The sequence below is a fragment of the Agrobacterium vitis genome (genome assembly GCF_013426735.1).
Taxonomy (GTDB): Bacteria; Pseudomonadota; Alphaproteobacteria; order Rhizobiales; family Rhizobiaceae; genus Allorhizobium; species Allorhizobium vitis_D.
The window spans coordinates 1,899,869-1,915,210 of record NZ_AP023272.1 but is presented as its reverse complement, the minus strand read 5'-3'; the positions used below and the strand labels follow the sequence as shown (position 1 = coordinate 1,915,210).

General features: G+C 58.5%; 15 protein-coding genes and 1 other RNA gene. 7 read left to right on the top strand and 9 right to left on the bottom strand.

All coding sequences use genetic code 11. The features are described from left to right. Positions 1-9: 9 nt before the first annotated feature. Both H1Y61_RS08750 and miaA read right to left on the bottom strand, forming a co-directional pair. Positions 10-264, bottom strand: coding sequence for a hypothetical protein (locus H1Y61_RS08750; protein ID WP_156630452.1), 255 nt, complete (start codon positions 262-264; stop codon positions 10-12). 85 nt (positions 265-349) lie between these two features. Further along, a complete protein-coding gene (gene miaA, locus H1Y61_RS08745) occupies positions 350-1,264 on the bottom strand; it encodes a tRNA (adenosine(37)-N6)-dimethylallyltransferase MiaA (protein WP_180572345.1) in 915 nt (304 codons plus the stop codon). Between miaA and serB the strand changes: the two genes are divergently transcribed. Both serB and H1Y61_RS08735 read left to right on the top strand, forming a co-directional pair. Further along, positions 1,263-2,153 (top strand): phosphoserine phosphatase SerB, encoded by an 891-nt coding sequence (serB, locus tag H1Y61_RS08740; RefSeq protein ID WP_180572344.1) that lies wholly within the window; start codon positions 1,263-1,265, stop codon positions 2,151-2,153. The two genes, miaA and serB, sit on opposite strands and share 2 nt — an antisense overlap. Positions 2,154-2,162: 9 nt before the next feature. Then, positions 2,163-2,729 carry a GNAT family N-acetyltransferase gene (locus H1Y61_RS08735; RefSeq protein WP_180572343.1) on the top strand — a complete coding sequence of 189 codons (567 nt, stop codon included), beginning with the start codon at positions 2,163-2,165 and terminating at the stop codon, positions 2,727-2,729. Between the two features lie 60 nt (positions 2,730-2,789). Here the strand turns inward: H1Y61_RS08735 and H1Y61_RS08730 are convergent, their stop codons facing one another. The 6 genes from H1Y61_RS08730 to H1Y61_RS08705 form a co-directional block, all read right to left on the bottom strand. Next, positions 2,790-4,295 (bottom strand): Do family serine endopeptidase, encoded by a 1,506-nt coding sequence (locus H1Y61_RS08730; protein WP_235680887.1) that lies wholly within the window; start codon positions 4,293-4,295, stop codon positions 2,790-2,792. A gap of 343 nt (positions 4,296-4,638) precedes the next feature. After that, entirely contained in the window at positions 4,639-5,556 is a 918-nt protein-coding gene (gene hflC, locus H1Y61_RS08725; RefSeq protein ID WP_071203574.1) for a protease modulator HflC, read from the bottom strand. Position 5,557: 1 nt separating this feature from the next. Beyond that, a complete protein-coding gene (gene hflK, locus H1Y61_RS08720) occupies positions 5,558-6,667 on the bottom strand; it encodes an FtsH protease activity modulator HflK (RefSeq protein WP_180572341.1) in 1,110 nt (369 codons plus the stop codon). Positions 6,668-6,915: 248 nt separating this feature from the next. Then, entirely contained in the window at positions 6,916-7,437 is a 522-nt protein-coding gene (locus H1Y61_RS08715) for a dihydrofolate reductase (protein WP_180572340.1), read from the bottom strand. 113 nt (positions 7,438-7,550) lie between these two features. Next, complete coding sequence (locus H1Y61_RS08710) at positions 7,551-7,943, bottom strand: DoxX family protein (RefSeq protein WP_015916452.1); 393 nt, start codon at positions 7,941-7,943, stop codon at positions 7,551-7,553. A 236-nt stretch (positions 7,944-8,179) separates the two neighbouring features. Then, a complete protein-coding gene (locus H1Y61_RS08705; protein ID WP_180574457.1) occupies positions 8,180-8,974 on the bottom strand; it encodes a thymidylate synthase in 795 nt (264 codons plus the stop codon). A 151-nt stretch (positions 8,975-9,125) separates the two neighbouring features. On the opposite strand from H1Y61_RS08705, the gene ssrA reads away from it, so the two are divergent. From ssrA to H1Y61_RS08680, 5 genes are all read left to right on the top strand, one after another. Further along, positions 9,126-9,493: a transfer-messenger RNA gene (gene ssrA / locus H1Y61_RS08700) on the top strand. A 280-nt stretch (positions 9,494-9,773) separates the two neighbouring features. Continuing rightward, complete coding sequence (locus H1Y61_RS08695; protein ID WP_015916454.1) at positions 9,774-10,283, top strand: SspB family protein; 510 nt, start codon at positions 9,774-9,776, stop codon at positions 10,281-10,283. A 26-nt stretch (positions 10,284-10,309) separates the two neighbouring features. Then, the gene (locus H1Y61_RS08690; RefSeq protein ID WP_070165091.1) at positions 10,310-10,522 is read left to right on the top strand and encodes a DUF4169 family protein; all 213 of its coding nucleotides are present in this window, start codon (positions 10,310-10,312) and stop codon (positions 10,520-10,522) included. Positions 10,523-10,647: 125 nt separating this feature from the next. Next, positions 10,648-10,872 (top strand): ribbon-helix-helix domain-containing protein, encoded by a 225-nt coding sequence (locus tag H1Y61_RS08685; RefSeq protein WP_174111850.1) that lies wholly within the window; start codon positions 10,648-10,650, stop codon positions 10,870-10,872. Between the two features lie 333 nt (positions 10,873-11,205). Then, a complete protein-coding gene (locus H1Y61_RS08680) occupies positions 11,206-11,484 on the top strand; it encodes a hypothetical protein (RefSeq protein WP_015916457.1) in 279 nt (92 codons plus the stop codon). Positions 11,485-11,625: 141 nt separating this feature from the next. Here H1Y61_RS08680 and H1Y61_RS08675 read toward each other — a convergent pair whose 3' ends face one another. Further along, positions 11,626-15,315 carry an AsmA family protein gene (locus H1Y61_RS08675; RefSeq protein WP_180572339.1) on the bottom strand — a complete coding sequence of 1,230 codons (3,690 nt, stop codon included), beginning with the start codon at positions 15,313-15,315 and terminating at the stop codon, positions 11,626-11,628. Positions 15,316-15,342: the final 27 nt, after the last annotated feature.

Below are 15,342 nucleotides of genomic sequence, written 5' to 3'. Positions count from 1 at the left end.
GTTTTATCGTTAGACGCCGCCCCGCTTCGCTGCATCGGCCAGCACGCTCAAGTGTCGCTCGATCAGCGTCAGGAAGGCAATCGTGCCGCAGACCAGGGCGGCCACCAGAATGCCACCCAAACCGCCAATCACCGCGCCGGGAATGGAAAGCTCACCGGTATAATAGATGCCGCGCGTGGCACCGGATGCGGTCGCTATGGTGATGATCAGCAGGGCAAACAGGATGTTGAGGGCCGACAGGGTTCTGGCGAGAAAGTGGTTCATGGGAGCTCCGATGATCGATTGTTTCGCAACAATGAAACCACGGTTCAACACACCGAACAAGATTCGGATGTGACCGCAGATCACCTCAGCCTGAACGGCTGGCAGCAGGATCGACCCTTTCCCAAGTCTCATCCATCTGGTTGCGAAACCAGGTCATCTGGCGCTTGGCATATTGCCGGGTAGCTGCACTGGATTTTTCGATAACATCCTCCCGGCTGATCTCACCCTTCAACATCGCAGCAATCTGGGAGACGCCGATGGCTTTCATGGCGGGCATGTCCGGGGAGAGGTTCTGCGCCAGGAGCGCCTCGACCTCTTCCACCGCCCCCTCGTCCATCATCATTGCAAAGCGGCGGTTTATGCGGTCGTGCAGCAGCTTGCGATCCGGCAGAACGACCAGTTTCTTCGCCCGGCTCGGATCAACGATCATTGGGCCGGAGCGGGTTTGAAACACGGAAATCGACTGGCCGGTGACCTCAAGCACCTCCAGCGCCCGGATGATCCGCTGGCCGTCGCGGGGGTCGAGCCTTGCCGCAACGGCAGGATCACGCAGAGTCAGGTCGCGATGCAGGCTTTCCGCCCCTTCCAGTCTTTCACGCTGGCGCAGGGCTGCGCGCACCGCCTCGGGTATAACAGGCATGTCGGACAGGCCACCGGTCAGCGCCTTGAAATACAGCCCCGTGCCGCCAACGATCACCGGCAACCGGTTTTGCGCCCGCAGATCTTGGAGCAACACAGTCACGTCGCGCAGCCAGTCGCCGGTCGAATAGGCAGCACCCGCCGCAACATGGCCGTAGAGGGAATGCGGCACGCCCTGCATATCCTCTTTACTGGGGCGCGCAGTCACCACACGCAGCGTGTCATAGACCTGCATGCTGTCGGCATTGATCACCACGCCGCCCGCCTCTGCCGCAAGAGTCAGCGCCAACGCGGACTTGCCGCTGGCGGTCGGTCCGGTTATCAGGATGGCATCAAAATTGTCATCAAGGTTGTTCATCATGGCTTTCGTTGCCACGCTTATTGCCAATCCGTCAAATCCTGTTCTGACCCCGGCCCTTGCCGAGCAAGCCGCCGCGGCGGTTTCGGCCTCCGGCCTCTACTGGTTGGCGGATGGGATTGCCTGCGATATCGCGCTGAAGGATGGCAGCGATCTTGACGTTACGGAACAGACTTTACGCAAGGTGATAGAAGGTCAACCCATTGATCTCGCCATTCAACAGGCCGACACGCGCCGCAAGGCCTTCCTGATCGCCGATATGGATTCGACCATGATCGGCCAGGAATGCATTGATGAACTGGCCGCCGAAGTCGGCTTGAAAGACCAGGTCTCGCTGATCACCGCCCGTGCCATGAATGGCGAAATCGCCTTTGAACCGGCGCTGCGCGAGCGTGTCGCTCTCCTGAAAGGCCTGCCCATCACCGTCGTGGACGAAGTGATCGCCAAGCGGATCACACTGACCCCCGGCGGACTGGAGCTGATCGCCACCATGAAGGCCAAGGGCTATTATACGGCGCTGGTCTCCGGCGGCTTTACCGTCTTCACCTCGAAAATCGGCACGACGCTGGGCTTTGACGAAAACCGCGCCAATATCCTCCTGGAACAAGACGGCCTGCTGACCGGCGAAGTGGCTGAGCCAATCCTCGGCAAACAAGCCAAGGTGGATGCGTTGCTGGATATCGCGAACTGTCTCGGGATTTCGCCCGACGACACAATAGCCGTCGGCGACGGCGCCAATGATCTCGGCATGCTCGGTGTCGCCGGCTCAGGGGTGGCGCTGCATGCCAAGCCCATGGTCGCGGCTCAGGCGAAAATTCGCATTGACCATGGTGATTTGACGGCATTGCTTTATCTTCAGGGCTACCGCAAGACCGATTTCGTGACTCCATGAGTTGAGCCGATGATTATTCTCGAAACCGACCGGCTGCTATTGCGCCGATGGAAGGATAGCGACCGCAATCTGTTTCGGGAAATCAATGCCGACCCGAAGGTCATGCAGTTCTTCCCTTTTCGCCGCACCTATGAAGAAGCGGACCTGATGATGGACCGCGTCAACAGGCTGATCGATGAGACCGGCCTGTACTTTTATGCGGTCGAACTGAAGGAAACCGAAGAGCCCATCGGCTTTTGCGGATTGTCGGACGCGATGATGCCGGACATCCTGACGGAAGGCACGATAGAAATCGGCTGGCGGCTCGCCACCCGCTTCTGGGGCCATGGCTATGCGACGGAAGCGGCACGCGGTCTTCTCGGTTACGGTTTCGAGGCCAAAGGCTTGAACGAAATCGTCTCTTTTGCGGTCGCCACCAATCACCGCTCCACCGCTGTCATGCAGCGGCTCGGCATGATCCGTGACCTGAACGGCGATTTCGACCACCCGCGTGTACCCGACACCCATCCGCACCTGAAACCACATGTGCTTTACCGGATGACAAAACAGCTTTGGGCGTCCCAACACATCACTTGAAGTAGCGGATTCAAACTCTGAACCCGCCCCCATAGACCTCTGAATCGACTCTCAAATACCCTATTCCAGCGGCACGGCCACGAAACGCAGGTCGCCCTGCGGGGTTGCCACCATCAGGTGAATGGCACGGCGGCCATCGGATTTCAGCTTGTCGATTTTCTCCGCCAAGGCTTCTGGCGTGGCGACGAATTCCTGCGCCACTTCCACGATCACTTCACCGGTTTTCAAGCCCTTCTGGTCAGCGGCGGAGCCCTGCTGCACATCTGTTATCAGCAAGCCCTCGACGCTCTTGGCAATCGAATTGGCGGCCCGCTTCTCATCGTCCAGCGCCTCGACACTCATGCCAAGCACCATGCCGCTGGCCGCCTCATCCGTGTCCTCGCTGTCGCTGGCTTTTGGATCGGCCTGTTCGCTGTCCTTGGCTTCCGTCGCCTTGTCGTCAGGCAATTGCGCCAGCTTCACTTTCAGTGTTTCCCGCTTGCCGTCACGAAACACCACGACATCGATATCTTGATTGATCGGGCTTTCGGCCACCGTGCGAACCAGATCGCGGCTTTCGGCAATATCCTTGCCGCCGAAGGAAATGATCACGTCTCCGGTTTTAAGCGGCCCCTTGGCCACTGGACCGTCTTCAATAATGCTGCTGACCAGCGCACCCCGGCCCAATTTGATCCCTGCCGACTTGGCGAGATCATCCGGCACCGGCTGAATGCGCACGCCCAGCCAGCCGCGCCGCGTCTCGCCAAAGTCGCGGAGTTGCTTGATGACATTTTCGGCCAGTTCCGACGGCACGGCAAAGCCAATACCAATGGAGCCGCCACTCGGCGAAATGATCGCGGTATTGATACCAATCACCTCGCCTCGCATGTTGAACAACGGGCCACCGGAATTGCCTTTGTTGATCGCCGCATCGGTCTGGATGAAATTGTCATAGGGTCCGGCATTGATATTACGGCCCCGGGCCGAAACGATGCCGAGCGTTACCGAACCGCCCAGCCCGAAGGGATTGCCGATTGCCATTACCCAGTCGCCGATCCGCATCACTTTCGAATCGCCGAATTTTACCGCTGTCAGCGGTTCCGTTGGTTCAACCTTCAATAGCGAAAGATCGGTCTTGGTGTCGGTGCCGATCAGCTTGGCCTGCAATTTTGAACCATCGGAGAAAATCACTTCAATGTCATCGGCATTCTCGATGACATGGTTGTTGGTGACGATGTAACCAGCGGGATCGATAACAAAGCCGGAGCCGAGCGAATTGACCTTATGGTTGCTGCCTTTGCCCTCACGATTCTTGTAGAAATCTTCAAACAGATCCTCAAAGGGCGACCCTTTCGGCACCTGTGGCAGCGGCGCTGCATCGTCATCATCGACATTCTGCGACGTCGCGATGTTGACCACCGCACCGAGAAGTCCCTCGGCGAGATCAGCGACGGGTGCGGGGCCACCCTGCGCGGGTCCAGGCGTTGCGGACGCGCCAGAGGCTGGCGGCGGCGGGGGAACCGGGGCTGCGGTCTTGACCTGCGCGAAGGCAGCCGTGCTCGTGGCCGCAGGCCCAAAGCTGACCATGCCCCCGACAACAACGGAGGTCAGAAGGCGGGTGGCCGGTCCGCAACACTTGATCATAAGCTTCCTCATCGTGAGTTTCATTCCTGCTCGCATCCAACCGATCATAGGACGCATGGCTACAAACCGAAACCGCCTTGCCGGGTTTGTTCACGCTATCTTGAGTATAGGGCGGCGTCATGGCGCGGAGTGCCGTTTATACCCGTCCCCCAAAATGCGCAGACATCGTCGTTTCGAAGGATTTCGGCAATCTCAAATGCAGCAAACGCCTGAGATTTTTGAAAACGGACTACGAAAAAAAGGGGCCGGAATGACCCGGCCCCTTTTGGCTTTGAAGATATGCCGATCAATTGGCGGCGGGTGCTGCGGGCGCTGCCGCCCCAGTGCCAGCCTGCGAACGGAAGAACTTGAAGAATTCCGAATTCGGCGACAGCACCATAGACGTGCCATTGGTACCCAGCGATGCCTCATAGGCTGCCATCGAACGGTAGAATTCGAAGAAGGATGGATCGCGCTGATAGGCATCCGCAAACACCCGGTTGCGTTCCGCATCACCCTGACCGCGCAGGATTTCCGAATCGCGCTGCGCATCGGCCTGCAACTCGACAACCTGACGGTCGGCGATGGCCCGGCGACGCTGGCCCTCTTCATTACCACGAGCCCGGATCAGTTCGGCTTCGGCCAGACGCTCGGAACGCATCCGGGCATAGGTCTGTTGCGAAATCTCCTGGGTCAAGTCGGTGCGGCGAATGCGCACGTCCTCAATGGTGATACCAAGGTTTTCCGCATCCGATTTCAGATCGTCGGCAACCTCCTGCATCATCTGCGAACGGGCATCCGACAGGGCAGCCTCGAAGCCGCGCAGACCGTAGACCCGACGCAAGGATGCATCGAGACGGGTGCGAAGCCGCGCTTCCGCCAGATCGCGGTCACCACCCGAAACGATCCCGATAAAGCGGCGGGCATCGGTGATCTTGTAGATCAGGAAGGCATCGACCTCATAGAACTTGCCGCCGGAAACCTGGACGCGGATATTGTCGAGATCAAACCGCAGGGACTGATCCGAAATGATCTGCACCTTGTCGGCGCCGGCAAAGGCGAAGGGCATTTTGAAGTAAAGGCCAGGCTCGCTATAGACCGCCTTGATCTGGCCGAAGCGCACGACAACGGCCTGCTGGCGCTGGTTGATGACGAAAACCGACGAATAGACCAGCAGAAGAACGATGGCTAAGCCGATCAGCACGGCAGGAAGACGATTTGTCATCTTACTTGCCTCCCTGTGCTGGCTGGGTGCCCATGCGGCCGATTTCGTTCAACGGCAGATAGGGAACGACACCCTGGCCCTGCTCATCGACGATCACCTTGTTGGATTTCTTCAGGACCTGCTCCATGGTTTCAATGTAAAGCCGCGTACGGGTCACGTCCGGCGCCTTGGTATACTGGTCGTAGATCGAGATGAAGCGCTGTGCCTCACCCTCGGCTTCCTTCACGACGCGATCCTTGTAGGCAGCAGCCTCTTCCCGCATCTGCGCGGACTGGCCACGGGCCTGACCAAGCTTCTGGTTGGAATATTGGTTGGCTTCCTCTACGAACCGGTCTTCGTCCTGCTCGGCACGCTGCACTTCATCGAATGCATCAGCGACTTCGCGCGGCGGCGCCGCATCCTCGATAGCGACAGAATTTATGGAAATGCCGGAACCGTAATTGTCCATCGTGCCCTGGATGATGTTGCGCACGTCAACAGAGATAGACTGACGGGCATCACGGAAAATTTCCTGGGCCGGGCGACGTCCGACGACTTCGCGCATGGCGCTCTCCGCCACCTGCTGCAAAGTCTGCGGCGGGCTTTCGAGATTGAACAGATAGGCCTTCGGATCGCTGACCGTGTACAACACGGAAAACTGCACGTTGACGATATTCTGGTCGCCGGTCAGCATCAGGCCAGCCGTGGAATTGGATGCCACCTTGGCACCGATATTCTGTTGCTGCTCGGTCACCTTGACCTTCTCCACCGTTTCAAACGGCCAGAGATGGAAATGCAGACCGGGGGCGGAAATTTCGTCTTTCGGCTTGCCAAAACGCATTTCCACGCCGCGCTCATCCGGCTGCACGGTATAGACCGCCTGGGTCAACCAGAGACCGGCCACAGCCAGCACAACGATCAGGCCCATGCCTCCGCCCAGACCACCGGGAACCAGGTTCTTGAACTGATCCTGCCCGCGCTTGATAATGTCTTCCAGATCCGGCGGCTGTTTGCCACCGCCGCCACCGCCATTGCCGCGAGGCCGGTTCGGTCCCTGCCCCCACGGTCCTCCATTGTTATTATTACCACCGCCGCCCCACGGGCCGCCGCCGTTCTGATTACTCCAAGGCATCAAAACCTCTTTTTCTGAGAATGCTCCCAACAGCGCCATGGAGCTCGTAAACCCGGCACGACGCTGCAAAACCTCTAGTCTCCTGCACAATCCGCGCTAAAGACTATTTCAGTCCGTAACTGTTGTGCAAAGGCCCGCAACGGCGCCGTCAAAAAGGCATCCACCCGGATTAATCCCGTTATAGGGATCGCGGCGACGCCTTTCAACGAAAAGGCCCTAACTTCTTCGATTTCTATGGAAATAAACGGTTATAAAGCCGCTTTTCGCCGATAGATCGCGTAGCGCGTGGCGAAACTGTCGTGTTCGCCCGCCGGCACAGCCTCTTCATGCAGTTTTTCAAACTGTGACGGATCGATTGCTGGAAAAACCGTATCGCCATCGGCAATCTGCGTTTCCACATGGGTCACATGCAGGACATCAGCCAGCGGCAAAGCCTGCCGGTAAATTTCGCCACCGCCGATCACGCAGATCTCCTCGACCCCCAAATCCCCGGCAATCTGCTCTGCCCGCTCCAGCCCCGCCTCAAGGCTGCGCACGGTTTCCACCAAGGGCATGGCGATATCGGCATGATGGCTGACGATCACATGCGGGCGACCGGGAAGCGGCCGGGAGCCGAAACTCTCGAAGGTCTTGCGGCCCATTACCAGCGGCTTGCCAAGCGTCAGTGCCTTGAACCGCTTGAGATCGGTACTCAGCTTCCAGGGCATGTCGCCATCGCGACCGATCACGCCGTTGTTCGAGACGGCAACAACAATGGAGATTTTCGGCATGATCTGCTCTCTATATTTACCGGGCGGAGTGGTGTCACAAGCCACCGTAAACGTCCATGAAAAAGGCCGCCGTCAACACGACGGCGGCCCGAAATCCATCCCTTGCAGGCAAACTATTCCTTGCGCATCGCCGCATCGACGCTAAGCGGGCCGGGGCCGGCAAAGACGATGTAGAAAAACACGAAGCAGAACAGGATCGCTGGCTCGCCGTGATTGTTCATTGGGTAGAAGCCCATTTGAGCATGCACGAGGAAATAGGCAAAGGCGCACATGCCCGAAGCGATGAAGGCGGCTGGGCGGGTAAACAGGCCGATGGTGATCAGTGCGCCGCCAACCAGTTCGATGCAACCGGCAATCCAGGGCAGAGACATCACAGCCGGGTTCATATCCGACGGTGGGAAGCCCAGAAGCTTGCTCATGCCATGTTCAAGAAACAGCAGGCCCGCAATAATACGCAGAATGCTGAGGACGGTCGGAGCCCAAGGGCTCAGTCGAGTGAAGATCATGAAACCTAAACCTTTTTAGGAAGAAACGATGTGAGACCGAAACCACAGCTGCGGCATTCTGTCACTGAAATTCTTCATAACGTTGTCGTGACCACCATCGAAAAATTGTATCGTGCCAAGGGTCATTGAAAATGACCCTTGGTATTCCCTTTGCAAACATCTCAAGCGGTGCAAGCATTTGAGATATTTGCAATGCCTTCCAGGCGAGGATGCGTGAGCATGTCAGAGACTTGGTATCACACGGCAATCGGCGCCTTGATGACGGGATCGGCACTATAATTTTCCAGGCTGAAGTCCTCGAAGGCAAAGCCGAAAACATCCTTCACGTCTGGATTGATCCGCATCACCGGCAAGGGTTTCGGCTGCCGGCTCAATTGCAGCCGGGCCTGCTCGAAGTGATTGGCGTAGAGGTGCGCATCCCCCAACGTATGAATGAAATCGCCGGGTTTCAGCCCCGTCACCTGCGCCACCATCATGGTCAGCAGCGCATAGGAAGTGATATTGAACGGGACGCCGAGGAAAATATCAGCGGAGCGCTGGTAGAGTTGGCACGAGAGCTTGCCATCGGCCACATAAAACTGGAACAGGCAATGGCAGGGCGGCAGCGCCATTTCGTCCACCTCGGCAGGATTCCAGGCCGAGACGATATGGCGACGGGAATTGGGGCTGGTCTTGATGCTCTCAACGAGATTGGCGATCTGGTCGATATGGCCACCGCCGGGCTTTGGCCAGGAGCGCCACTGCGCACCATAGACCGGTCCGAGATCGCCGTTTTCATCGGCCCACTCGTCCCAGATGGAAACGCCATTTTCCTTCAGATAGGCAATATTGGTATCGCCCTTCAAAAACCACAGGAGTTCATGGATGATCGAGCGCAGATGCAGCTTCTTGGTGGTCAGGGCCGGAAAGCCCTGCGCGAGGTCAAACCGCATCTGATACCCAAAGACCGAGCGTGTACCGGTGCCAGTGCGATCGCCGCGGTCGGAGCCGTTTTCCATCACATGCTGCAGGAGATCGAGATATTGCTTCATGGTCGGTGCCTGCCGTTTGTCGTTTGAAACAAGCTTTACCTCCGAAACCCGTGCCAACGGAAGTCGAAACAGCATCAAACATCGTCATATCCCAGCATTTCCAAGGGTATTATCCGCATTTGTCACGAACCCGTTAAATTCAGGTGATGCCAGTCTTTTCATCCGTGCGGAAAACACCTATATCCCCCTTGCCGGTGCTTGCATCGGCTATGGCAATAAACGGTCGGTGAAATAAACCTATTGGACCCGGGGGCGGTACCCGGCGCCTCCACCAAAAACCGGTCGGTCGTTGTGACCGGCTTTTGATGGGGGCGAAATAGGATCGACAAGGGCGTAAAGATCGAACTTTTGCTCGGCATGATACCACCGTCATCGGGTCACAAGTGTAGTTGCAAATGACAACAACGCTCAGGGTTACGCTGTCGCTGCTTAATCGCGGTGCCAGAAACCCAAACTAAGTCCTTACGGGTAGCACCGTAAGGCGGGGTTCGGAGGTACCTGGCAACAGAAACCTCCACTTTCCCTTCCTTTTATATCCCTCGCCCTTCAATATTTTTTGTTTGGCCACAATCAGATGCCGTGCCTGTATGCTGGATGGCTTGCCATCTGATGGCTCCTTGCGCATCCAGCCACCGCTGTGTCCTCTCGTGGCCCTACCCTCGCCCTTGAGTTTGATTTATAGTGATATAGATAGAAGCGGAATCGGGCTTTGCGCCAACGCCTTGCATGGCTTATAAACAACAGACACGCGCATCATCCGTGATGCACATGACCGGACGCAGAAGAAAGACAGGACCATATGGGGCAGGACCACATCCGTTACGATATTCTGGCTCAGGACGCATTGCGCGGCGTTATCCGCAAGGTGCTGACCGAAGTCGCCGCAACGGGCCGGCTGCCGGGCGAACATCATTTTTTCATCACCTTCCTGACGGGCGCTCCGGGTGTGCGCATCTCCCAGCACCTCAAGGCCAAATATGCCGAGCAGATGACCATTGTCATCCAGCACCAGTTCTGGGACCTGAAGGTCACCGATAGCCTGTTCGAAGTGGGCCTGTCCTTCTCCGACACGCCGGAAAAACTGGTCATTCCTTTCAACGCCATTCGCGGCTTCTACGATCCTTCGGTGAATTTCGAGCTGGAATTCGATGTGCCGCAGGTGGAAGAAGACGAAAACTCTGCCGAAATCACCGCCTATCCGCTGGCCGCCGAATCGGAAAAATCCGAGGATGGCGCTGCCGACAAGCCGGAAGGCGAAAAGAAGGAAGGCTCTGTCGTCTCCCTGGATGCGTTTCGAAAGAAGCAATAAGGCGGGGCAGCCAAGGAAAGCAGCGCATGTCGGGCGAAGTCGTTAATCTGCGTCAGGTCAGGAAAGCCAAAGCGCGCACCGAAAAAGAAAAGATCGCGGATCAGAACCGCGTGAGTTTCGGGCGAAGCAAGGCTGAGAAAAACCTGACCAGCGCACTGAACGACAAGGCCCGCGCTGCTCTCGACAATTCAAAGCTGGAACCGAAACCGACCAGTCCTGCGCCCGACGAACAGGGCTGAAAGCGACGTTTGTTTCTATTGCTCCTGCCAGCACTGTCCAAGCCAGCATTGCCCAAGCGAGGATGCGGACGTGCCAAACCAGTCGCTTGTCTTTTTATGTCCCCTGAATGGCGCAGTCTATGCCGCTGATCCGCAAGCATTCTATTTCCCTGCATGGCCATCGCACCAGCTTTTCTCTGGAAGATGCCTTCTGGCAGGAAATTCGGGCGATTGCAGAAAGCCGCAATGTTGCGATTGCTGCATTGATTGCCGATATTGACAGCAAACGCCCGGCTGATTGCAATCTCTCCTCAGCGCTGCGGCTCTATGTGCTGGAATGGCTCAAACAGTCGGGTTCCGATCCGCATTGAAATGCGCTTGCCCGTAAATGGGCCAGTGATTCGGCAATCGATTCGCCAACTCGACAATTTGGGCATTTTATATGCCCCACCAAGAGGCCTGTCGTATTCCAGTTTACTGCCTGCTTAGCCAAGCAGATCCGTTTCAGGGGCGCATGAAGTAAAGTTATGTTAATCCAACCGACATCGCCGGGCAAAGGTTATGCTGAATAACGTTTCATTAGGAAACGACTACTATGGTCGGGCTGCGCTGAAAGCTGCAGGACGCCCGGGAATGATGCATAATTTCTCCCCCCGACACGCCCCCTCAAACAGCGCCAACTTCATTTGAAAAGGATTTCAAATATGACAAGCGCAGTTTCTTCCCAGATGTCCATGCCGATGATGCCGCCAATGGGCCGCATGCAGAAGCCAAGCGAAGAGCAGACCACCACAGATGCAACAGCATCGACCAGCACGACCACCACAGCCTCCGCCAGCACTTCTTCCGAGACATCGTCGTCCGCCGAAGGTTCCGCACCAGAGGGTTTCGAAGGCTTTGAAGGCAAGTTCCCGAATTTCGGTGGCGGCAATATGGGTGGCGGCGCCATGCCTCCGTTTGGCCAGCGCGAAGCCTTTCTCTGAAATTTTCTGATCGATCTCTATCGAGACGCAGCACCGCTCTGCCATGATGGCATAGCGGTACTTTTTTGTCTTTTCGCCAGGCCGCAAGTTCATAAGGCCGCAAGGGTGCGCGCAGCAAGCTCATCAGGCAGCAAGCCGCCGTTATTGCACGCCGGGCAAATCCTGCAACTCCAGTTTAAAACCACTATTCGGCCCATCGCGCGGTGTTGATGGCGCAGCATTGCCAGCACCACGATCCGCCGCTCTCGCCGCTGCCTCCGCAGCCCGTGCCGCGGCATCGGCCGCTGCCGCAGCCTTGGCCTGCGCCGCCGCACGCTCTGCGGCAAGTGCGGTATAATAGGCCACTTCGCGGCGCAGCCTTTGCTTTTCCAACACAGCCGCTTGCAATGTTTCCACTCGGCGGCGCTCACGCTCAAAAGCCTGGAGCGACAGGTAGCTTGCCATTTCACGGACATCCAGCTGTCGCTTGGGCGCAGCAAGCGGACCATTCAACAGCAGGTGGACGGTCGGCGCGGCATCTCCAGCCGTTCCCTGCCCAGAACCTGTCTGCGCTGCGATAGCCTCCCCAGGCGTAGAGACCGCCGTAGCCGGATCGAAGGCGATCTGGACATCTGCATCGACGTCACCAGAGGCAACCGTCACCACGGCCTGCGTCTCGATAGCCGCATCCTTGGCTGGCACTTTAACGGCCTGCATCCGGGCTTTACCGTCACTCAGCGTAAATGGCATGGTCACGTCGCCCAGTCGAGCTGGTGCGCGGGCCAAAAGCGGTGTGAGGGCTGTGGAGACCTGTTCCGGCGTCACCTCACTGGTCGCAGCCCCAAAAGCCGCCGAGAGCGCCGGAAAGCTGGAGAGGTCCAGGTCGGGGACAACCAGGGCAGAAAGATCGACCTGGCCGGAGCCGTTGACCGATCCAAGCAGGGCTTGGGCGCTACCGCCGCTGCCTTCCGCCATCACTTGCAGCCTGGCTTGACCGGACAGGCCGCTGTCAGGCCAGATCTGGCCCAAATCGGCATTGGCAAGGGACACTCTACTGCGCAGGAAAGCCGTCCCTTGGTTATTGGCAAGCGACATGCGCCCGGACAGCGTGCCACCGAACAGCGTGCCGGATAAATCCTCCAGCGCCATGCCGCCATCTACCAGCGTCAGGCGTGCAGCAACATCGCGGGCGGCGGGCAGCGGGCCAAGACCGAGCGTGCCAGCCTTAAGACCGATGTCCATCTGCATGTCGCCCCAGACAGGCGTCTGCACCTTCGCCGCCGTCAACCCCTCGGATGCGGGGTCTTTGACGGGGCCTATAACAGTCGATGCCAGCCACTCAAGATCAATCGTCTCCAGCACAACCGCACCGCCGATTTTGACTGCGGAAGCGGTCGGCTCAAGCGTCAGCGTGCCGGACAAACCGTCGCCCGCAACCGAGCCTTTGATATCGTGCAATTGTGTCTTGTCGCCCTGCCGCTCGATGTCGCTTGTCAGGGTCATCGGCAGACCGGTGTCAATACCGGGAAGACTGATTGCATTCATGATCAGCAACGGGGCAATATCGTCGCTGGCCAGTTCCATCTTGCCCTTGCCCTGCAAGAACAGGTCCGCGCCGAGATTGACCGTACCGCTCATCCCAAGCCGGGTCGCCCCAGATGTCAGCGACATCTGGCCATCCGCTGGCGCAGTCCCCTGCTGTTTCAGTTGCAGGCTCAGTTTCGCACCGCCATCCATCGGCACCGGTAGCGGATCGAGGCCGAGTTGACCCAACAACGCCGAAGGCTCTCCATTGGCAGCGGTCAGCGAAAAGCTCTTCTCAGAGTCATCAAATACATCGAACAGGCTGTCCTGCCGATAGGCGGCATCGACCGCCGTGCCATTGGCCTTGCCCTGTAGATCGACCTGCAAGCCGCCATATTGGGCATCTCCGAAACGGGCATTCACCACGATATCGGCATCGGAATACCATTGGCCGCTGGAAGCAAGCCGGGCCAGCAGCGGATGCTGCGGCAATTGCTGATGCAACATCGACAGAAATCCGCTCATGTCGCCTGCATGCAGCATGACCTGCGCCTTGCCACTATAATCGGCAAGCGAACCGGTGGCTTCGCCCGTCGCCTTGATACTGGCGCCAGCAAGATTGCCGATATCCAGCTTGCGCACCGAAAACCCGCCATCCTTGTAGGTAAACAGCCCGTCCACATCGCGCGCCGTAATGCCGAAGGCCGAAAACGCATCGACCTTGATGTTACCGGCGATCTGGTGGCTCAGCAGCGCATCGTCGCTGGCATCGCCGGACACCAGCGACGCCAGCGCTTTCGTTGCATCGAAGTCGAAGGCATTGCCTGAGAGATCAAAGGACAGGCTGGGCATAACGCCATCGGCAGATTGCCGCTCGAGACGCCCATGCAGGCTGGCTGGCCCGATCGCCAATTCCAGCTTGCCGAACCGTTGCAGGTCGGAGGTCAGGTTGACATTGGCGGAAAAGCCCGCCGTGCGCAATTGCCGGATGGCCGGATCGACATCGCCCGATAGCCAGGAGGCCAGCCCGGACGGTTGGCTGGAGGCAACCAGCAGCGAACCGTTGAAGGAGGCCTGACCTTTCAGTTGCAGCCGTCCCGCGGCTTCCGCCTGGGTGCGGCCCGGAAGAGTGGCAACCGCCTTGTCCACCTGCCAACCGGTTCCGGCTGGCCGCAGATCCAGGGTGATGTCTCTGATAACGGTATCGCCAGCAACAATCGCCGGCAGTTTCAGGCTGGCGCGACCCGGCATGTCGGGAATGGGTATCCGGTCTGCCAGCGCTATCAGCGACTGGATACGCTGGCGGGCGGAATTCTGCATCTGCCGACCGGTCTTGCCCTTGGGCAGGCTGGGCGTCAGCTTATCGACGTCGATCTGCTGGCCCTCGGCTGTCAGAAGGAATTCCGGCGCCTTGCCGCTGTCCAGCGTCGCCTCGCCGGTGATGATATAGGGCTGGTCGCTGGCGCCAATTTCCATCCGGTATTCCGGAATCCGCACCCGATCATTGGCCAGCTCGAACTTCCCCTTGATGCGCGGCGGCAGCACCGGGTTGCCCATCGGTGCGCTGACCTGACCGTCCTCAGCATTGGCGCGCAGAGCCGCCAGGAAACTGCCTTGCAATGTCGGACGCTTATCGACAAGCGCGAGATCGCCGGATAGGTCGATATCGACGGGCGTTGCATCCGGGGCGATATGGATTTTCACCGGCACGGCCCCCTTGGCCGGGTCCGGCTGAAGGCTGGACAGCGAGAAACGGCCCGCTTGCCCATCCAGCACCCCCTGCCCCGACACCGTCCACGGGCCGGCCAGGGACCGGGCTGTCATATCGGCATTGAGACCGCCGATCTCACGGGTGCGACCTGTCTGCTGATCGACCAGGGTCACGGCACCATCGACAACCGTCACCTTTTCCAACACGACATTGCGGCCCGGCAGGCTTGGCTGGCTGCCCTGCAACCAGTCCAGCGAACCGTCCGGCAACAGTCTCAGCCGCACATTCGGCTGCTCGATCCGCATGGCGAAAATCCGCGCTTCGCCGGACAGAAACGGCGCAAGCTCGGCATCCATGGAAAACCGCGCCACATGCGCCAGCGTCTTGCCGTCAGTACCCGGCCCGACCGTGACGTCATTCATCGTGATCGACGGAAACGGCAGGATACGCGCCTCGACAGCGCCGTGGACCACCACCTTTTTACCAAGAAGACGGCTGGCCTGATCCTCGAAATCCTTGCGGAAATCCGTCCAGTTGACGAAAAGCGGCGCCAGAAGGGCGGCAAACAGCGCCACCACGACCAATCCGCCAAACGCGATGAACAGTCTGCCTAGCACTGCGACTCCCTGTGTTGTTTCATGCTG